The 18,175-nt window shown below is 73.5% G+C and carries 22 protein-coding genes; 10 read left to right on the plus strand and 12 right to left on the minus strand.

The window, feature by feature from the left end; translation table 11 throughout:
* The first annotated feature begins 50 nt into the window (after nucleotides 1-50).
* The 5 genes from IH61_RS0100950 (at nucleotide 51) to IH61_RS0100970 (ending at nucleotide 3,765) form a co-directional block, all read left to right on the plus strand.
* Nucleotides 51-770, plus strand: coding sequence for an MOSC domain-containing protein (locus IH61_RS0100950; protein WP_031063325.1), 720 nt, complete (start codon nucleotides 51-53; stop codon nucleotides 768-770).
* Nucleotides 771-835: 65 nt separating this feature from the next.
* On the plus strand, nucleotides 836-1,264 hold the full coding sequence (locus IH61_RS0100955) for a GntR family transcriptional regulator (RefSeq protein WP_199823249.1): 429 nt from the start codon (nucleotides 836-838) through the stop codon (nucleotides 1,262-1,264).
* 26 nt (nucleotides 1,265-1,290) lie between these two features.
* Complete coding sequence (locus tag IH61_RS0100960) at nucleotides 1,291-2,151, plus strand: ABC transporter ATP-binding protein (RefSeq protein WP_234326970.1); 861 nt, start codon at nucleotides 1,291-1,293, stop codon at nucleotides 2,149-2,151.
* The gene (locus tag IH61_RS0100965; RefSeq protein ID WP_031063332.1) at nucleotides 2,148-3,140 is read left to right on the plus strand and encodes an ABC transporter permease; all 993 of its coding nucleotides are present in this window, start codon (nucleotides 2,148-2,150) and stop codon (nucleotides 3,138-3,140) included. Before IH61_RS0100960 ends, IH61_RS0100965 begins: the two co-directional genes overlap by 4 nt.
* Before the next feature lie 67 nt (nucleotides 3,141-3,207).
* The gene (locus tag IH61_RS0100970; protein ID WP_031063335.1) at nucleotides 3,208-3,765 is read left to right on the plus strand and encodes a GNAT family N-acetyltransferase; all 558 of its coding nucleotides are present in this window, start codon (nucleotides 3,208-3,210) and stop codon (nucleotides 3,763-3,765) included.
* Nucleotides 3,766-3,821: 56 nt separating this feature from the next.
* On the opposite strand, the gene IH61_RS0100975 is transcribed toward IH61_RS0100970, so the two are convergent.
* Nucleotides 3,822-4,190 carry a VOC family protein gene (locus IH61_RS0100975; RefSeq protein WP_031063340.1) on the minus strand — a complete coding sequence of 123 codons (369 nt, stop codon included), beginning with the start codon at nucleotides 4,188-4,190 and terminating at the stop codon, nucleotides 3,822-3,824.
* A gap of 129 nt (nucleotides 4,191-4,319) precedes the next feature.
* On the opposite strand from IH61_RS0100975, the gene IH61_RS0100980 reads away from it, so the two are divergent.
* The gene (locus IH61_RS0100980; protein ID WP_031063344.1) at nucleotides 4,320-4,958 is read left to right on the plus strand and encodes a hypothetical protein; all 639 of its coding nucleotides are present in this window, start codon (nucleotides 4,320-4,322) and stop codon (nucleotides 4,956-4,958) included.
* Between the two features lie 10 nt (nucleotides 4,959-4,968).
* On the opposite strand, the gene IH61_RS0100985 is transcribed toward IH61_RS0100980, so the two are convergent.
* Entirely contained in the window at nucleotides 4,969-5,871 is a 903-nt protein-coding gene (locus IH61_RS0100985; RefSeq protein WP_031063347.1) for an AraC family transcriptional regulator, read from the minus strand.
* Nucleotides 5,872-5,994: 123 nt separating this feature from the next.
* On the opposite strand from IH61_RS0100985, the gene IH61_RS0100990 reads away from it, so the two are divergent.
* The gene (locus tag IH61_RS0100990; protein ID WP_031063351.1) at nucleotides 5,995-6,855 is read left to right on the plus strand and encodes an NAD(P)H-binding protein; all 861 of its coding nucleotides are present in this window, start codon (nucleotides 5,995-5,997) and stop codon (nucleotides 6,853-6,855) included.
* Nucleotides 6,856-7,011: 156 nt separating this feature from the next.
* Here the strand turns inward: IH61_RS0100990 and IH61_RS0100995 are convergent, their stop codons facing one another.
* Nucleotides 7,012-7,731, minus strand: coding sequence for a TetR/AcrR family transcriptional regulator (locus tag IH61_RS0100995; RefSeq protein ID WP_051836056.1), 720 nt, complete (start codon nucleotides 7,729-7,731; stop codon nucleotides 7,012-7,014).
* Nucleotides 7,732-7,857: 126 nt separating this feature from the next.
* Here IH61_RS0100995 and IH61_RS0101000 point away from each other — a divergent pair, with 126 nt between their 5' ends.
* Nucleotides 7,858-8,931 (plus strand): alpha/beta fold hydrolase, encoded by a 1,074-nt coding sequence (locus IH61_RS0101000; protein ID WP_031063357.1) that lies wholly within the window; start codon nucleotides 7,858-7,860, stop codon nucleotides 8,929-8,931.
* 101 nt (nucleotides 8,932-9,032) lie between these two features.
* On the opposite strand, the gene IH61_RS0101005 is transcribed toward IH61_RS0101000, so the two are convergent.
* The 5 genes from IH61_RS0101005 to IH61_RS0101025 all read right to left on the minus strand — a co-directional run bounded on the left by IH61_RS0101005 (nucleotide 9,033) and on the right by IH61_RS0101025 (nucleotide 13,144).
* Nucleotides 9,033-9,443: a GNAT family N-acetyltransferase gene (locus IH61_RS0101005; protein ID WP_078910733.1), complete on the minus strand. Its 411-nt coding sequence runs from the start codon at nucleotides 9,441-9,443 to the stop codon at nucleotides 9,033-9,035.
* A gap of 20 nt (nucleotides 9,444-9,463) precedes the next feature.
* The gene (locus tag IH61_RS0101010; protein ID WP_031063363.1) at nucleotides 9,464-10,693 is read right to left on the minus strand and encodes an RNA polymerase sigma factor; all 1,230 of its coding nucleotides are present in this window, start codon (nucleotides 10,691-10,693) and stop codon (nucleotides 9,464-9,466) included.
* 66 nt (nucleotides 10,694-10,759) lie between these two features.
* On the minus strand, nucleotides 10,760-11,131 hold the full coding sequence (locus tag IH61_RS0101015; RefSeq protein ID WP_031063365.1) for a YciI family protein: 372 nt from the start codon (nucleotides 11,129-11,131) through the stop codon (nucleotides 10,760-10,762).
* Between the two features lie 186 nt (nucleotides 11,132-11,317).
* The gene (locus IH61_RS0101020; RefSeq protein ID WP_031063367.1) at nucleotides 11,318-12,427 is read right to left on the minus strand and encodes an EstA family serine hydrolase; all 1,110 of its coding nucleotides are present in this window, start codon (nucleotides 12,425-12,427) and stop codon (nucleotides 11,318-11,320) included.
* Between the two features lie 114 nt (nucleotides 12,428-12,541).
* Nucleotides 12,542-13,144, minus strand: a complete 603-nt coding sequence (locus IH61_RS0101025) for a TetR/AcrR family transcriptional regulator (protein WP_037971207.1) — start codon at nucleotides 13,142-13,144, stop codon at nucleotides 12,542-12,544.
* A gap of 188 nt (nucleotides 13,145-13,332) precedes the next feature.
* Here IH61_RS0101025 and IH61_RS0101030 point away from each other — a divergent pair, with 188 nt between their 5' ends.
* Nucleotides 13,333-14,511 carry an FAD-dependent monooxygenase gene (locus tag IH61_RS0101030; protein WP_051836057.1) on the plus strand — a complete coding sequence of 393 codons (1,179 nt, stop codon included), beginning with the start codon at nucleotides 13,333-13,335 and terminating at the stop codon, nucleotides 14,509-14,511.
* On the opposite strand, the gene IH61_RS0101035 is transcribed toward IH61_RS0101030, so the two are convergent.
* Nucleotides 14,492-15,085, minus strand: coding sequence for a TetR/AcrR family transcriptional regulator (locus IH61_RS0101035; RefSeq protein ID WP_031063376.1), 594 nt, complete (start codon nucleotides 15,083-15,085; stop codon nucleotides 14,492-14,494). The two genes, IH61_RS0101030 and IH61_RS0101035, sit on opposite strands and share 20 nt — an antisense overlap.
* A gap of 93 nt (nucleotides 15,086-15,178) precedes the next feature.
* Here IH61_RS0101035 and IH61_RS0101040 point away from each other — a divergent pair, with 93 nt between their 5' ends.
* A complete protein-coding gene (locus IH61_RS0101040) occupies nucleotides 15,179-15,625 on the plus strand; it encodes a DUF1772 domain-containing protein (protein ID WP_031063378.1) in 447 nt (148 codons plus the stop codon).
* Nucleotides 15,626-15,686: 61 nt separating this feature from the next.
* On the opposite strand, the gene IH61_RS0101045 is transcribed toward IH61_RS0101040, so the two are convergent.
* The 3 genes from IH61_RS0101045 to IH61_RS0101055 all read right to left on the minus strand — a co-directional run bounded on the left by IH61_RS0101045 (nucleotide 15,687) and on the right by IH61_RS0101055 (nucleotide 18,160).
* Nucleotides 15,687-16,358 (minus strand): DUF5701 family protein, encoded by a 672-nt coding sequence (locus IH61_RS0101045; RefSeq protein ID WP_107057001.1) that lies wholly within the window; start codon nucleotides 16,356-16,358, stop codon nucleotides 15,687-15,689.
* Nucleotides 16,359-16,625: 267 nt separating this feature from the next.
* Complete coding sequence (locus tag IH61_RS0101050) at nucleotides 16,626-16,943, minus strand: trypco2 family protein (protein WP_031063386.1); 318 nt, start codon at nucleotides 16,941-16,943, stop codon at nucleotides 16,626-16,628.
* Between the two features lie 119 nt (nucleotides 16,944-17,062).
* Complete coding sequence (locus IH61_RS0101055; RefSeq protein ID WP_031063389.1) at nucleotides 17,063-18,160, minus strand: hypothetical protein; 1,098 nt, start codon at nucleotides 18,158-18,160, stop codon at nucleotides 17,063-17,065.
* Nucleotides 18,161-18,175: the final 15 nt, after the last annotated feature.

Below are 18,175 nucleotides of genomic sequence, written 5' to 3' on the forward strand. Positions count from 1 at the left end.
CCGCACTTGGTCTAGACCATCCCCGGGAGCCGCCGCTAGGCTTTCCGGCCATGGCTGAGATCATCGGAGTGATCGAGCGACTCTGGCGCTACCCCGTGAAATCCACCGGCGGCGAGCGGCTCGACTCCGTCGAGGTGGACGTGCGCGGCCTGGCCGGCGACCGTCTCTACGCCGTCCGCGACGCGGCCGGCCGGCTCGGCTCGGGCAAGAGCACTCCCCGGCGGTTCCGCCGGATGGACGGCCTGCTGCGACTGTCCGCCCGACTCGGCCACCGGATCGACGGGCCCGAACTGTTCGACCCGCTCGGCCGCCGGGTCGGCGACCCGGCCGCCTTCCTGCGCGCCTACCTCCAGCGCCCGGACGTCGAACTCGCCCGCGAGGACGGCGTTTCGCACTTCGACGACCTGCCGGTCAGCCTGCTCACCACCGCCACCCTGGACTGGCTGCGCGAGGCCGTCCCGTTCACGGCCGTGGACGAGCGGCGGTTCCGGCCGAACATCGTGCTGCGCACCCCGCCGGGCACGCCGCCGTTCGTCGAGGACGAATGGTTCGGCCGCGAGGCGCACGGCGAGGCGCCGGACAGCGCCCGGCTGGCGTTCGTCCGCTCCAGCGAGCGCTGTTCGATGACCGCCGCGCCGCAGCCGGGGCTGCCGCACGCCCCGGAGATCCTCAAGGCGATCGTGCACGCCCACGACGGGCGGCTGGACGTGCTCGCCGAGGTGGCGGCGCCGGGGCGGCTGCGGCTGGGCGACCGGCTCGTCCTCGGCTGATCGCCACTCCGGTACACGGTTCGTCAACAACGCATTCCGGTTGACTACTTGACCTATCTGCGCCCATGCTGTCTTACTGTCGTAAGACAGGAGAACAGGTTGTGATCGAGTTCGTCCTCGACGGCCGCTCACGGGTGGCCACCTACATGCAGCTCGTGCTGCAGGTGAAGCAGGCGCTGCGGGTCGGGCTGGCCGAGCCCGGCGACCAGCTGCCGAAGGTGCGCGACGTGGCGCGGACCTTGGCGATCAACCCCAACACCGTCCTGAAGGCTTACCGGGAGCTGGAGTTGGAGGGGCTGGCCGAGGGCCGGCCGGGGGTGGGGACCTTCCTGGTCGGCACCCTGGCCGGGCCCGCACTGGCCAACCAGGCCGAGCTGCGCGAGGACCTGGTCGTCTGGCTGCACAAGGCCGAGGCGGCCGGGCTCGCGCACGAGGACATCGCCGCGCTGATCGACACCACGATGCGAGCCACGCTCAATTGGGGGAAGACATGACGGAAATCGCCTTGCAGGCGCAAGGATTGGGAAAGCGGTACGGCAAGTCCTGGGCACTGGAGGGCTGTTCATTCGACCTCCCGGCCGGCTGCATCGCCGCGCTGGTCGGCCCGAACGGCGCCGGCAAGTCCACCCTGCTGCACCTGGCGGTCGGGCTGCTGCAGCCGGACGCCGGGCAGGTGCGGGTGTTCGGACAGGACCCCCGGGGCGGCGCCGAGGTGATGGCCGACATCGGCTTCGTCGCCCAGGACACCCCGCTCTACCGGGAGTTCAGCGGCGAGGACCTGATCACCATGGGCGGCAAGCTCAACCGGCGCTGGGAGCCCGCCACCGCGCGGGACCGGCTCAGCCGGCTCGACATCCCGCTCGACCGGCCGGTGGGCAAGCTCTCCGGAGGCCAGCGCGCCCAGGTGGCGCTGGCGCTGGCCCTCGCCAAGCAGCCCCGGCTGCTACTCCTGGACGAGCCGGTGGCGGCGCTCGACCCGCTGGCGCGGCACGCCTTCATGCAGGAACTGATGGGCGCCGTCGCCGAGTTCGGCACGACCGTGCTGCTCTCCTCGCACCTGCTCGCCGACCTGGAGCGGGTCTGCGACCACCTGATGCTGCTGAACCGCTCGCACGTCCAACTCGTGGGCGCAGCCGATGAGTTGCTGGCCGAGCACTGCACGCTGGTCGGCCCCCGGGTGGGCCCCGGGCCGGTGCCGGGCGTGGCCTCGGTGATCCAGGCCGGGCACACCGACCGGCAGTCCACGCTGCTGGTGCGCACCGACGGCCCGGTGGACGAGAGCGTCTGGTCCGTCCACCCGATCACCCTCGAAGACCTCGTCCTCGCCTACCTGGGCGCGGGCGACACCCGCAACCCGCTCTCCGCGGAGGTGACCGCATGACCTGGCTGATCTGGCGCCAGCACCGCAAGCAGCTCCTGTGGATGCTCGTCACCCTGGCCGCGCTGGCCGCGGTGATGGTGCCCACGGGCCTCGCGATGCGCGGCACCTTCCACGACCTCGGGCTCGCCGACTGCCTCGGCAAGCTCGGCCACGCCACCATGACGCAGGACAGCGGCAGCTGCGAACGGCTCGCCCAGCGCTTCGACAACAAGTACGGCGGGCTGCTCTACGCGGCCATCCTGCTCCTGCTGCTGCCCGCGCTGGTCGGCCTCTTCCTCGGCGCGCCGATGGTCGCCCGCGAGGTGGAGAACGGCACGCACCGGATGGTGTGGACCCAGGGGATCAGCCGGCGGCAGTGGGCACTCTCCAAGTTCGCCCTGGTGGGCGGCGTTTCGGTCCTGCTGGCGGTGGTCTACGCACTCGGCGTGGCCTGGTGGATCGAGCCTCTGGCGACCGCCGGGCCGGGGCGGCTCAGCTACATGCTCTTCGACGTGCAGGGTGCCACGCCGGTCGCCTACACGCTGTTCGCGGTGGCCCTGGGCGTGTACGTGGGCACGGCCACCCGCAGGGTGCTGCCGGCCATGGGCATCTCACTGGCCGCGTTCGCCGTGGTGCGCGTCCTGGTCGAGACCGTGGTGCGGCCGAGCCTCCTGCCGGCGAAGACGGTGACGTACGCGGCGGACAGCGGGCTGCTCCCCAACCGGCTGTCCGGGGACTGGGTGTTCAGCCAGACTGTGCGCGACGGCACCGGGGCGACCGTGCTCAACGACGGCGTCATCGGCTGCCCGCCGCCCGGGAGCCAGGCGGCCGCCGACTGCGGCAGGAACATGGCCGAGCACGGCATGGGCAACGGGCCCTACACCAACGTGCTGGAGTACCAGCCCTCGGACCGGTTCTGGACCTTCCAGGCGATCGAGTCGGGGATCTTCCTGGCCCTGACGGCGCTGCTGGTACTGCTCGCGGTGCGGCAGATCCGGCGGATCTCGTAGGCCGCCCGGCTCGGGCCTGCGGAAACCCACTTGCGGCCCTCACCTGGGCCGATGGAATCATCATGCGATGAGCACCATCATCAGAGAGATCCGGGCCGGGGACTGGGAACAGGTCAAGCAGATGCGGCTGGACGCGCTGCTCGACCCGGCCGCGGCCGTCGCCTTCCTCGAGACCCACGAGCAGGCGGCCGCCAGGCCCGACGAGTTCTGGCAGACCCGCGCCGCCAACGCCTCCGCAGGCGCCACCTCCGCCCGGCAGTTCGTCGCCGAGGCCGAGGACGGGCGCTGGCTCGGCACCATCACGGCGCTCGTCGAGCTGCCCGGCGGGGACGGCGCCCTCGGGGGCGACGTGATCGAGATCCCGCAGATCCACCTCGTCGGGGTCTTCGTCCGGCCCGAGGCGCGGGGCGCCGGGCTGCTCCAGGAGCTCGTGCGGGCGGCCTCGGAGTGGGCCTGGTCGCTGAGCGATCCGGAGATCCGGCGGGTGCGGCTGTTCGTCCACGAGGACAACGCCCGCGCCGAGGCTTCGTACGTCAAGGCGGGCTTCGCCGTGACCGGCCTGCGGCTGCCGGTGCCCGGGGACGCGACGCGGCAGGAGGTCGAGATGGAGGTGCTGCGGGGCTGAGCGCCCGTGGCAGCGGGAGGGGCCGCCTTCGGGCGGCCCCTCGGCACGGACAGACCCTAGCCCCGGACCAGGCAGAACGGGTGCCCGGCGGGGTCCGCGTAGACCCGCCAGCCGCCCGCGTCGTGCAGGCGGACGGCGCCGAGGGCGAGCACCTGGCGCTCGGCCTCGTCGAGGTCGGCCACGTCGACGTCGAGGTGGGCCTGCTGGGGATGCTCGGCGGAGGGCCACCGCGGGGGCCGGTGGTCGGCGACCTGCTGGAAGCAGAGCACCGTGCCGCCGTCCAGGTGAAGGGTGGACCAGGACGGGTGGAGCGTCCAGCGGGCGTCTGGGCGGTCCACCTCTCCGCCGAGCAGGGCGGCGTAGAAGCGGGCGAGCGCGGCCGGCTCGGAACAGTCGATCACCAGGCACTGCAGCTTGCCGATCACGGGTCTCCTCGCGGGGGTTCGGGCGTAGCGGCTGGGAATTCTGGCACCGCCGGCACGCTCGCGCACCGGGTTATCCGGCTCGTCAGACGCTCGGGCCGGGCCGGACGGCGTGGATATGATCCGACGATCATGGTGGATGACAGGTTCTGGCAGCGGCTGGACGACGTACGGCGTGAGCGCGGATTCCTCACGCCCGCCGAGACGATGGCGCTCGTGCGGCACGAGGTCTCCGTGCTCGACCCGTTCTCGGTGCTGGTGTCGCGCTGGGCCCGCCTGGGCCCGGACACCGTGCTGTACCCGGGCGCGACGATCGAGTGCGACGAGCGCAGCCGGTGCGAACTCGGGCCCGGGAGCGTCCTGTACGGCGGCGCCCGGCTCGTCGCGAGCGGCGGCGGGCGGATCGCCGTCGGCCGCGGCGCGCTGATCGGCGAGGGCGGCGCCCGGATCACGGCCCAGGGTGCCGACCGGATCCACGTCGGCGACCGCACCAGGGTCTCCAACGGCGCGGAGCTGACCGGCAGTTGCCGCATCGGCGACGGCGCGCAGGTGCTGGGGCCGATCTCCGTGCGCGACGTCGAACTGGCCGCCGGCGACGCCCACACCCACCCCGACCCCGACCGGCGCGGCGGTGTGCTGAAGGGCTACGGCCGCGCGCACGGGCTGCGCGTCGGCCGGGGCGAAGTCCTCAACGGCGCCGGGGACTTCCACGCCGCCCCGCTCGAACGCCAGCGCGCCTACCATCCGGACGCACCCCGGCTGCCGCACTGAGCGCCGCCCGTCACCGCAGCGCGCTGCGGTACCTGCCGGGGGCCACGCCGTGCTGGCGCTTGAAGGCGTGCGAGAAGGCGAACTCCGAGGCGTAGCCCACCCGGGAGGCCAGGGCGCCCAGCGGGAGTTCGGATTCGCGCAGCAGTCGGGCGGCCAGGGCCATGCGCCACCAGGTGACGTACGCGAGCGGCGTCCGTCCGACGGTCGCGGTGAACCGGCGGGCGAAGGCGGCGCGGGAGAGGCGGGCCTCGGCGGCGAGCGCCTCGACCGTCCAGGCGCGGCCCGGTTCGGCGTGGACGGCCTGGAGGGCGCGGGCGAGCGCGGGATCGGCGAGCGCGGAGGCCCAGCCCTCGCCCGTCCCGTCGGCGAGGCCCTGCTGCGACCAGGCGCGCAGGATGAACAGCAGCAGCATGTCGAGCAGCGCCGGGACGACGGCCGCCGCGCCCGGGCGGGGGTTCTCCAGCTCGCCGGCGAGGATCCCGACGGCCGCCCGCAGTTCCGGGTGCCGCCCGTCGGCGGCCGGCAGGTGCAGCACGTCCGGGACGTCGGCCAGCAGCGGGTGGGCGTGCAGCGGGTCGAGCTGGTAGGCGCCGCAGAGGGTGACGGTGTCCGAGGGGAGCTCCGGCCGCATCGGCTCGCCCGGCTCCTCGCAGCGCGGCTCGGCGACCGGCGTACCGGGGGCGTCGGCGAGGGAGTGCCCGGTGCCGCGGGCGAGGAACAGCACGTCCCCGGTGGACAGTTGGAGCGGCTCACCGGTCTGCGGCAGCAGCCAGCACCGGCCGCGCAGGATCACCTGGAAGCCCGCGCCCGGCGCCCCCGGGAAGCGCTGCCCCCACGGTGCCCGCCAGGCGACCCGCGCCGAGCGCGGCTCGCCCGTCCGCAGGGTCGCGATCACGTCGCTCAGCACGTCCACAGCCGTGTCCCTGCCCGTGTCCCCGCTCATGTCCCCGTTCACGTGGACGACCGTAGACGATCGCGCAGGAAGGCGAGATCCGTACGCATGGGCCGCCCGGCGGCGCCCGCCTACGGTCGGGGCATGACGACGAAGCGAAGTGACGATGTGTCGACCGTCCTGGTGACGGGTGCCTCCGGGGTGGTCGGGAGCCAGGTGGTGGCGCAGCTGGCGGCCGCCGGGGTCCGGGTGCGGGCCCTGACCAGGGACGGCGAGCGGGCGCGGCGGGCGGGGTTCGTCCAGGGCGACCTGCGCCGCCCGGAGACCCTGCGGGAGGCGGCGCGCGGGGCCGACGCGGCCTTCCTGGTGTGGCCGCTGCCGATCGCCGGTGCGCGGGAGGCGGTGGAGGCGCTGGCCGCGGAGGTCGGGCGGGTGGTCTTCCTCTCCTCGGCGGCCGTCCGGGACGTTCCCGGGGCGGGGCCGCAGTCCCCCGGGCGTCCGGACGGGGAGGTGGAGGCGCTGCTCGCGCGCAGCGGGGTCGCGCACACCGCGCTGCGGCCGCACGGCTTCGCGGCGAACGCGCTGCGCTGGGCGGAGGAGATCCGCTCGGGCGGCGTCGTCCGGGGCTTCGGCGGGGAGGCCGCGCTGTGCCCGGTGGACGAGCGGGACATCGCGGCGGTGGCCGTCCGCGCGCTGACCGAGGACGGGCACGACGGCGCCCGCCACTACCTCACCGGGCCGGAGGCGATCACCCAGGCCGAGCAGGTCCGGATCATCGCCGAGGCCACGGGGTTGCCCGCCCGGTGGGAGGAGATCCCGCGCGGGGCGGCCCGGGAGCGGATGCTGGCGAGCGGCTGGCCGGCCGGGATCGTCGACGGCGCCCTCGACTTCCTCGGGGCGCGCATCGGCGATCCGGAGGCCGTCAGCGAGGCCGTCCCGGCCGTCACCGGCCGCCCGGCGCGCACCTTCCGTGACTGGGCGCGGGAGAACGCCGACCGTTTCTAGGGCCTGCCCCCGGGGAGCGGTTCGAGGATCAACTCGGCGGCGCGGGCGAGGACTTCGGCGCGGGTGAAGCCGTGGTGGTCGGCGGGGAGGAAGTGGTGGCCGATGGTGAGGCAGTAGAGCAGCGGGCAGCGGGCCTCGACCTCGGCGGGGTCGGGCTCAGCCCTCGTCGATGAGCCGCTGGACCCCGTCCAGGATGCACCCGAGGCCGAACTCCAGCGGATCCACCGGGTCCGGCCCGAAGGCGCCGCCCGCGACGGCCCGGGTGAAGCTCGGGAAGCGGTCGGCGTTGCGCTCGAGCACCTCACCGGCAAGGCGGTCCCACTCGCGGCTGTGCTCCTCGTCGAAGTCCATCCGCTGCTGCGCGATCGTCCGGACGAGCCCGGCGACCAGCAGGAAGACCCGGTGCCGCTCGACCGCGCTCAGGCCCGTGGGCTCCAGGGCGGCGAGCGCGGCCTCCAGCCAGCCGATCTGCCGGGGGCCCATGAGCTGACGGCGCATGGCGGTCGCCGCCAGCAGCCAGGGGTGGGCGCGGTTGACGCCCTCGGAGGCGCGGGCCCAGGCGGTGATCCGCTCCCGCCAGCCCTCGCCGGCCGCCGCCAGGTCGGGCACCTCGGCGAGCACGTCCTCGACCATCAGCTCGACGAGTTCGGCCTTGCCCGGCACGTAGCGGTAGAGCGCCATCGCGGACACCCCGAGTTCCGCGCCCACCTTGCCCATCGAGACCGCCTCCAGCCCCTCGGCGTCGGCGATCGCCACCGCGCTCGCGGCGATCCGCTGCGGGGTGAGGCTCGGCTTGGGGCCCCGGGTCGGCCGGCCCTGCTCGCCCCACAGCAGCGCGATGCCCGCGCGCAGGTCACGCGGCTTCTCCTTGGCCATCTCCGGCTCCCCTTCCCTCTTCTGCTTCCCTCTGCTTCCGGCGGCGCCCGTTGACGCGACCCGGAACTGTGTATACCTTAAACACATCGGAACTGCTGATGCACTAAACAGTTTGGGGGATACACCATGCTCGCCACCATCTCCGCCCTCACCGCCGCCACCCTCGCCGCGCCCGTCGCCGGCCTGCTCGGCTACCGGCAGCTCAAGCGCACCCGCCTCGCCGCGCAGCTGCGCATCAGCACGCCGAACGGGATCGACGAGTCGGGCTTCGTCCGGATCAACGGCCTCGACACCTGGGTCTCCATCCGCGGCGAGGACCTCCGCAACCCGGTGATCCTGGAGATCCACGGCGGGCCCGGCGCCTCCAACCTGATCCACCTCCCCCGCACGCGCAGCTGGGAGCGGCACTTCACGATCGTCCGCTGGGACATGCGCGGCGCCGGGTTCACCTTCGCCAACGCCCCCGAAGGCCAAGGCGAGTTGACCCTCGACCAGCTCCAGCGCGACGCCCTGGAGGTCACCCGCCACGTCCGCGAGCGCCTCGGCGTCGACCGGCTCCTGATCGTCGCCAACTCCTTCGGCAGCATCCTCGGCCTGCGGCTCGCCCGCAGCCACCCCGAGCTGTACAGCGCCTACGTCGGCACCGACCAGAACGTCATCGCCGGCGGCCGGGAACGCACGGCGTACGACGCGCTGGTGCGGCGGCTGCGGGCGGCGGGGAAGAAGAAGCAGCTGGCCACCGTCCTGGAGGCGGGCGCCCGCCCGGAGGGCCCGACCGTCGAACAGATCGACGAGCTCAACAAGCTGTTCCTGACCACGGACCCGCTCTCGTACGACACCATGAAGACGGTCGTCGTGCGCTCGCTCTGGTTCTCGCCCCTGCACACGCTGCGCGGACTGCGGTCGTCCATGAAGGCCATGCACTTCTCGCTCGGGCTCCAGCTCCAGGCCCGGAGCGTCGACGAGTGGGCCGAGGGGACGGAGTTCCAGATCCCGTTCTTCGTCTTCCAGGGCGACGGCGACGTGCTCACCCCGCCCGAGTCCGCGCGCCGCCTCTTCGACGACGTGACCGCGCCGGTCAAGGACTTCGCCCTGATCCGCGACGCCAGCCACTTCGCCGGCTTCCGGCACCCGGAGCAGTTCCTCGACCTGATGCTCACCAGGGTCCGCCCGGCCATCGCCTCGCCGGTCGCCTGCTGAACGCTGTGGCGTGCTGTGGGGCGCTGTGGCGTGCCGTGTCGTGCCGTGTCGTGCACAGGAAGTCGACGACGCCGACTTCCTGCGCACGCGGCCGGCTCCGGTCAGAGGCGCATGAGGCCCGCGGCGGTCGGACGGAAGCCGCAGCGTGCGTAGAAGGACTCCAGGTGCGGCTCGTAGTCCACGTGCAGCCACTCGGCGCCCCGGGCCTTCGCCTCCTCGGCCGCCGCGCGCACCAGCCGAACGCCCAGGCCCCGGCGGCGCTCGTCCGGGTGGACGGTGGTGTCGAGGATGAAGGCGTGCCGGCCGCCGTCCCCGGCGACGTTGACGAAGCCGACCAGGCTGCCTCCCCGCCGAGCCGCGACCCAGGCCAGGCTGCGGGCCAGCACCGGGGCGAAGGAGGTCGGCCGGTGGCCGGGCCAGGACGCGGCGAACAGTTCGTCGAGCTCGGCGTCCGTCAGCTCGGGACCGATCGCCAGCACCTCGTCGTCCCGCCAGGATTCACTGATCATCATGCCGGCCAGCCTGCCAGGTGTCAGAGCCCCTCGGCCCGCTCGCGCAGCAGCTCGCGCTCGCGTTCGTTCAGCGTCAGCTCCGCCGCGCGCTCGAACTCCGCCCGGGCCTCGGCGGGGCGGCCGAGGCGCAGCAGCAGATCACCCCGCACGCTCGGCAGCAGGTGGTAGCCGCGCAGCGCCGGGCCCGCCGCCAGCTCGTCCACCAGCTCCAGCGCCGCCTCCGGGCCCCGGGCCATCGAGACGGCCACCGCCCGGTTCAGCGCCACCACCGGGGACGGGGTCAGCGCCAGCAGCCGCTCGTACAGCGCGGCGATGGTCGCCCAGTCGGTGTCCTCGTACCGGCGCGCCTTGGCGTGGCAGGCGGCGATCGCGGCCTGCACCGAGTACGGCCCGGTGCCCGCCCGCTGGAGCGCGTCGAAGCCGCGCCGGATCAGCCGCCCGTCCCACCGGAAGCGGTTCTGCTCCGCCAGCAGCACCGGCCGACCGTCCCGGCCCGTCCGGGTGCCGGTGCGCGACGCCTGGAACTCCAGCAGCGCGGCCAGCCCGTGCACCTCCGGCTCCTGGGGCATCAGCGCGGCCAGCTGCCGGGCCAGGCGCAGCGCGTCCTCGCACAGCTGCGGGCGCAGCAGGTCGTCCCCGGCGGTGGCCGAGTAGCCCTCGTTGAAGACCAGGTAGACGACCTCCAGCACGGAGGACAGCCGCTGCGCCCGGTCCTGCCCGTACGGCACCTCGAACGGGACGCCCGCTTCGGCGAGCGTGCGCTTCGCGCGGACGATCCGCTGCGCCACGGTGGCCTCCGGCACCAGGAAGGCGCGGGCGATCTCGGGGGTGGTGAGCCCGCCGAGCAGCCGCAGGGTGAGCGCGATCCGGGCGGGGGCGGAGAGCACCGGGTGGCAGGCGGTGAAGATCAGCCGGAGCAGGTCGTCGCCGATGTCCTCCGGTCCGTCGGGCTCCTCCGGCGGTGCGGCGTCCTCCAGGGACCGCCCCACCTCGGCGAGTTTGCGGGCGTAGACCTCCCGGCGGCGGACCAGGTCGATCGCCCGGTGCTTGGCGGCGGCCGTCAGCCAGGCGCCCGGGTTGTCGGGCACTCCGGCTGACGGCCACTGCTCCAGGGCCGAGACCAGGGCGTCCTGGACCAGCTCCTCGGCGATGCCGACGTCGCGGACGATCCGGGTGACCGCGGCGATGATCCGCGCGGACTCGATCCGGAACACGGCGTCCACGGCCGCCCTGGTGCTCCTGTGCGTCACGACCACTCATCAGAGCAGCCACGACGGCGGGCGGCAAACGCCGACACGGGTCCTGCTTCCGCTGTCCTACTTCGGCGGCTCGGGCATCTCCTCGATCTGCCGGACCTCCGCCTCCACCTGCCAGCCCGCCGGGTGGGTCTGCAGGAAGCGGCGGGTCCACTCCAGCGCCTCGGCGGTGTCCTTGCACTGCAGGATCGCGTAGCCGCCGACGACCTCCTTGGTCTCGGTGAACGGCCCGTCGGTGTAGCCGACCTTCCCGTCGGCCCAGCTCACCCGGGTGCCCTGGGAGCTCGGGGTGAGCCCGGCGGTCTCCAGCATCACGCCGGCCTGGGTGATCTCCTGGAACAGCGCGCCCATCCGCTGCTCGAAGCCCGGGTCCGGCTCCCAGTTCTCGCGGGCCTGCTCGTCGATGCGGATCAGCGTGAGGTAGCGGGGCATGGTGACTCCTCGGTCGGACGGGCGGGGCCTCTCCCCGCCTCTCACCCCTGCGTCGAACGGGCGGGTGCTGGATCGACACTCTGGCGGAGAATTTTTCGGCGGAGTTTTTCGGGAGCTTTCCGGCGGGGGTTCCAGCGGGGGTTCCGGCAGGGGTTCCGGCGGAGTTCGGGGCCTCCGTTCGGGGCCTCAGTTCGCGGCGGCCTCCGCGACCAGTTCGCTGATCCGGTCGACGGCGGCGGACGGGCCGGGGAAGAAACGGTTCTTCGTCACGGCGAAGGAGAAGCCGGTCGCGGTGTCGGCGTAGGCCGCGCTGCCGCCCATGCCGGGCACGCCGAAGACGCTCAGCGTCTGCTGCGGGTCGGCGCCCGGGCGGCCGAGGTTGTAGCCGAGGGCGCGCGGGGCGGGGAAGCCGATCATCTGGTCGACGTCGGCCGTGGCCAGGGCCGTGACCTCGCGCAGCCGCTCCGGCGAGATCAGCCGCACGCCGTCCACCTCGCCCAGCAGCGCGGCGTACATCCGCGCCACCGCACGGGCGGACATCGTGCCGCCCGAGGGGATGTCCGAGGTGAGCACCAGGGGGTCGTTGCCGTAGCCGGCGCTGGGGGTGACGGCGGGCGGGGTGGCCTTGAACAGCGGCAGGTCGGGCATCGCCGCCAGCATCTCGGCGGAACCGGGCGCGTCCTCCAGCCGGGCGAGGCGGCCGAGTTCGGCCTCCGGGACGCCGAAGTACAGCTCGTCGGCGATGCCCAGCGGCGTTGCGACCTCCTCCTCCAGCACCTGCGAGATCGGCTTGCCGGTGGCCCGGCGGACGATCTCGCCCATGACGAAGCCCCAGGTCACCGCGTGGTAACCCGTCCTGGTGCCGGGCTCCCACCAGGGCTCGGTACCGGCGATCAGGACGCACATCCCGTCCCAGTCGGAGAGGTCCTTCACCGTCAGGTCGGAGGGCACCGCCGGGACGCCGAGGGAGTGGGTGAGCGCGTGGCGGATCGTCGCCCCGCCCTTGCCGTGGGCGCCGAACTCGGGCCAGAGCTCGGCGATCGGCGTGTCGTAGTCGAGGGCGCCGCGCTCCGCGAGGACGTGCACCACCGTCGCCGTCACGCCCTTGCCCGTGGAGGCACTGAAGAACGGGACGTCCGGGGTGACGGGACGGCCGCCCTCCGGGTCCGCGGCGCCCGCGACCGCGTCCGCCACCAGCTCACCGTGCCGGTACACCGCGACCTGGACGCCCAGCTCGGCGCCGGACTCCACCAGGTGGTCGATGGTCCGCTGGACGAGCTCCTGCATGGCGATCATGTCCTCTCCGCACTCCGCTGCGGCGCCCGCCGGTACCCCCCGGGAGCGCCCTTCCCCGGGAGGACGGAGCCGCCGACGGGATCTCGACATCGCCGGCGGTAGGACATTCGGACCTCAGGAAGCCGGGCCGAGCAGGGCGTCCAGGTAGCGGGTCACCTCCTCGTGGAGTTCGACGGCGGTCTGCGGGTGGCTGTGGCCGCTGCCGACCACCGCGTTGAAGACCATGCCGTCGCACCAGCGGACCAGGCGGCGGGCGTCCTCCTCGGGCTCGGGCGAGCCGCAGCGGGTGAGGAGGAAGGTCGCGAGGTCGAGGAAGCGCGCGCCCAGCCGGTCGTAGACCTCCCGCAGTTCGGGCCGGCGGGCGGCCTCCAGGGCGAGTTCGATGCGCGCGACGGCGAGGGCGCGTCCGTCGTTCATGGCCTGGTGCAGGCCGTCGGCCACGCCCTGGGTGAGCAGGTCGCGAGGCGAACCCTCGACCATGGTCGGCACGCCGAAGCCGACCGACTCCAGCTCGGCGATCCGGGTCAGGGCGAGTTCGAGCAGCGCGACCCTGGTCCGGGCGCGGTTGGACGTCGAACCGGCGGGCAGGCCGACCGACTCGTCCACCGCGCGGTGGGTGAGCCCGCGCAGGCCGCGTTCCGCGATCAGGGCGATGGCGGCGTCGGCGATCAGGGTCGGACGCGGGGTCTGGCGCGGGGCCTTGAGCGACGGTGTCATGCGTCCGATCATGGCCGGTCCGCCGGGCCGAACCCAACTCGCTTCTCGGGCAGGAGCACGACGGAAGTAGTGGCACTACCGCAGTAGTGCCACTACTGCGGTAGTGCCACGGGTCGGGGCGAGAGGGAACTACAGGTGTAGTACCGTGACGACAGCAGGAACTACAGGTGTAGTGAGGAGCTCGTCCCATGAGTCACGGGAAGATCGATCGCGCAATCGTCATCGGCGGCGGAATCGGCGGCCTCACCGCCGCCCTGGCCCTCCACCGGCAGGGCATCCCGGTGACCGTCCACGAACGCGCCGCCTCCCTCGAGCCCGTCGGCGCCGGCCTCGCCCTCGCCCCCAACGCCCTGCGCGCGCTCGACCGCCTCGGCGTGGGCGCCCGCCTGCGCGCCCTCGCCACGCCCCACCCCGCCCTCGGCGTCCGCCGACCCTCCGGCCGCTGGCTCGCCCGGACCGACACCTCCGCCGTCGAGAAGCACTTCGGCGACCCGATCGCCGCCGTCGCTCGGGCCGACGTCATCGACGCCCTCGTCAACGCGCTGCCCACCGGAACCGTCCGTACGGGCTCCCCCGCCACGCTCGTCACACCGGGTGACGAGGGCCACCCGGCCGTCGTCCGCACCGAGGAGGGCGAGGTCACCGCCGACCTGGTCGTCGCCGCCGACGGCATCCGCTCCGCGACCCGCGCCGCGCTCTTCCCCCAGCACCCCGGACCGCGCTACTCCGGCTTCACGACCTGGCGCACCGTCATCGACACCCCCGGCAGGCGCCCCTCGGCGGCGGGCGAGATCTGGGGCCGCGGCCGCCTCGCCGGAATCGTCCCGCTCGCCGGCGACCGGGTGTACGTCTACGGCGCCGCCCTCGCCCCCGCCGGAACCCGAGCGGCCGACGAGCACGCCGAACTGCTGCGCCTGTACGGCGACTGGTGCGCCCCGCTGCCCGAACTGCTGCACGCCGGCGACCCGGCGCGGATCCTGCGCCACGACGTCTGGGCCCTCACCGACCCGCTGCCCGCCCACCACCGGGGCCGCGTCGCCCTCCTCGGCGACGCCGCCCACGCGATGGCCCCCTTCCAGGGCCAGGGCGCCTGCCAGGCCGTCGAGGACGCCCTCGTCCTGGCCGCCACCCTCACCCAGGGCGGCGACCTCGCCGCCTACACCGCCGCACGCCTCCCCCGCACCACCGGCATCGTCGCCGGGTCCCACCGCATCGGCGCCCTCGTCGCCCTCCGCTCCCCCGCCGCCGTCCTCGCCCGCGACACCGCCCTCGCCCTGGCGGGCCTCCTCCCGGCCCGCTTCCTGCTCAACCGCTCGGCGCCGACGTACGACTGGCAGCCGCCCACGCTCAGCGGCCAGGCGCACTGACCACGGCGAGCCGGTCCACCAGCAGCTCCACCCGCTGCTCGGCGTCCTCCCGGGGAAGCCGTCCCGCCCTGGTCAGGGTGGCCAGTCCGTGCAGGGCCGCCCAGAACGTCTCGGTGAACAGCCCCGGATGGACACCCTCCCCGGCGACCTCGCCGAGGCTCTCCAGCAGCGCGGCGAAGGCGTCCTTCAGCGGCTCCGGGGTGTCCTCCTGCGCGAAGGCCAGTCCGCCGTCGAGCTGGAACATGGCGTCGTAGACCGCCGGGTTGCGCTCGGCGAAGTCGAGGTAGGCGCGGGCGAGTGCGGCGACCCGCCCGCGGGGGCCGTCCGCCGCGGCCGACGCGCCCCGCAGCGCCAGGGCCATCTCGGCCGCGCCTTCGAGGGCGACGGCGCCGATGATCTCGCGCTTGCCCCGGAAGTGGCTGTAGAGGACGGGCTGGCTGTACTCGATGCGCTCGGCGAGCCGGCGGGTGGTGACCGCGTCCCAGCCCTGCCGCTCGGCGAGTTCGCGGGCCGTGGCCACGATGAGCCGCTCGCGAACCGCCCGGTCGCGCTCCTTGCGTTCCTGTACCGACATGATTCGATTCTAGCATCGCTAGACAAGGGAGCGGCAGTAGTACTAGCGTTGCATCGTCAGCTAGCAGCGCTAGATACGACCCAGGGGGTCACCATGCTCAACGCACTCGAGGTCTTCACCACGGTGGTCGTCGGCATGCTGGTGGGGGTGGAGTTCGCCGTCGCCTTCGTCATCAACCCGATCCTCCGCGCCCTGCCCGACGACAGCTACCAGCTCGGCCGCGCCCACGGCGGCCGGATGCTCGGCGCGGTGATGCCGTTCTGGTACATCGGCTCGCTCGTCCTCGTCGCGATCTGCGCCGTCGCCGGACGGGACCACGTCGGTACGGGCCTGGCCGTCGCCTCCGGCGGGCTGCTGGTCCTCAGCGTGGTCATGTCGGTCGCGCTGCTCGTCCCGATCAACAACCGCAGCAAGACCTGGACCCCCGAGAACCGCCCTGCGGACTGGCGGGAGCAGAGCGACCGCTGGGACCGGTACCACTACGGCCGCGTCGCCGTCCTCGTCGCGGCCTTCGCGCTGCTCGTCGCGGCCCTTGTCTGACCGGGTGGGGCGGGGCGTCAACTGCGCTTGGGCAGTTGACGCCCCGTTCGGCTACGGCTCGCTACAGGGCGGCGGCGGCCTGGCCCCGGCGGTCGGTCGCGGAGGCGAAGCTCAGCCAGGTGTGCCGGTTGCCCGCCCAGCACCAGCCGACCTTCGGCGCGTTACGGCGCTCACGACCGTCGCGGCCGGTGCCGTTGCTGAACCAGAGCGCGGGGGTTCGGGCGTCCAGGGCGCCGTTGGCCTTGCGGAGGCGGGAGCCGATGGTCATGTAGCAGTGGTTGCGCTCCAGGGCGGCAGGCTGTTGCAGGGCCCAGTGGATGCCCTCGGTGAGCAGCAGCGGGGTACGGGAATCGGCGGTGAGGGCGGGAAGCGCTTCGTCGGGGCTCCAGTTGGCCATGTGGTCGCCACGGTCGACGTCGGTGAGGAGGTAGAGGGGGGTGGAAGGGAGGGTGATCGTGTCGATGGGGGCGAAGAGGTCGACATCGGGCATGTCGACGACGACGAAGCCCGGCTTGCCACCGGAGCTGAGGAGAGGAGCGAGGGCGGAGGCCGGGGCTCGGTCAGGGTGCACGGCGAGCAGCGCACCCTCGGCGCTGGCGTTGGCCTCGGCGAAGGCCCGGAGTTCGGCGGCGGAGAGCCCGGCCACTTCGTGCACTCCCAGCTCGATGAGTCGCTCGGCCTGCGCGCTCAGAGCCGGAAGGTTGGGGAGGAGGGTGGAGGTGGTGGCGTGCATGGTTTCGGGCACGATGCTCCCAGGGTCGGCGGCTTGGGGGGCTCCGGGTGAACGGCACGGCCCACCGGATAATTCCCTTTGCCGCGCGAGGTTTTAGAGCTTCGGCCGCTTCGCGAGGGCTCGGTGCCGACGCCGTGGCCATCCGAGCAGGAATGACTTAGGGTCGACGGCTTCCCTCGTCGGCGCGACCAGGTACCCCGATCCGAAGCGCTTCCCCCCGTCCGTCCGGATCTGCACCCGGCGATCGAACTCCAACGCCCCCGGCCCCTACTCCTCGTCGCTGATGTCGATGGCGCCGCCGCCGGGCTTGTGCGGGTTGAGCTTCACCGTCAGCTTGTGGGTGCTCTTCGCCCCGTTCTCCTTCTTGCCCCCGAGGCTGACGACGCTCCACTTGAGCCCGCCGTCCACCCCTTTGGTGCGGGTGAGTTCGAGGCCGAGTTCGAGGGTGATCTCCCCCATCTCGAACCGGACGCCCCGGTCCGGGTTCTCCTCCATGCGGCGCTGGGCTGTGGCGATCTGCAGTCTCAGCTGGTCGACCGCGTCCGCCAGGTCCATCCACCGGTCGTCCTCGTCGCTACCGGACATGTGCCCTCCCCTTCGTGGCCTCGATTCTCCCGAAACCACCAAAGGCCGCCAAACCCCCAGCCCAGCCGCCGAGTTCCGCCTGCCGGAGCCAGTGCTCCGGCAGGCGGAACCGGAGGAGGTCAGTACCGCAGGACGGCGGCGATCCGCCCGGAGTCGGCGAGGGTGTCGTCCGGGACGAAGACGATCTCCGCGTGCGTGTCGAGGCCCCGCTCGATGACCTCGTCGACGATGTCCTCGCGCGCGCCCGGCTCGTCGGCCTCCGCGTCGACGAGGTGTTCGCCGTCGTCGCGGACGGTGCGGCGGTAGTTCTCCTCGACCGCGAGCAGGCCGACCCGGCCGCCGCCCGCGGCCTGCCAGACCTCGTCCAGGCCGGCGGCGAACTCGTGGCGGCCCCGGGCCTTGTCGAGGCGGGCGAGGGTGTCGGCGATCTGCTGTTCCGCGCGGGCGCGGACGGCGGGGGCGACGACCCGGTGGACGGTTTCGACGTCGGCGCCGGCGAGGCCGCCGTGCGGGATCTGGGCGGTGGCCTTCTCGGCGATGGTGCCGACGGCGTCCAGGAGGGCGAGCGCGGGGGCCTCGCCGACGACGTACAGCGGGCGGGGGTCGGCGGCGAGGACCTTGCCCATCTCGGTGTCGGCCTGGCGCAGGAAGGTCCGGGTGCCCTCCTCGCGGAAGGTGCTGGGGGTGCCGCCGGTGCGTTCCATCCGCTCGGGGTCGGGGTTGTCGAAGACGCGCTCCAGCGGGAAGCCGTGGTCGTCGTCCTCGACGGCCCGCTCGCGGTCGGCGCCCCACAGCACCACCCGGTCGGCGGCGACCGCGAGCACCCAGGACGGGGGCTGGGCGGTGTGGGCGGCCACCAGGTTCCGGGTGAGGAAGGTGTCGGACAGCACCACCCGGGCGGGGGCCGGACGGTCGAAGGTCCACACCTGGTGCTCCCCGGGGGCGGCGAAGATCGCCAGGCCGTCCTCGCAGTGCACGAGGTCGACCTCGGTGAGCGCCCGGTCGAGCTGCGCCACCACGTCGATCCGGTCGGCGCGGGAGACCTCGGGGTCCGCCTGGAGCCTCTCCTTCGCCTCGGCGACCAGGTTGCGCAGCCGGATCGGGTCCTGCGCGTTGTCCGGCTCCCGGCGGTGGGTGGGCATCAGGATCGACACCGCCGGGTAGGGCCGGGGCCGGCGGAGCTCGGCGAGGACAGCGGGGGTGAGGGAGGGTGGCATGGGCAGAGCCCTTTC

Source organism: Streptomyces sp. NRRL WC-3742 (assembly GCF_000720635.1).
GTDB lineage: Bacteria > Actinomycetota > Actinomycetes > Streptomycetales > Streptomycetaceae > Kitasatospora.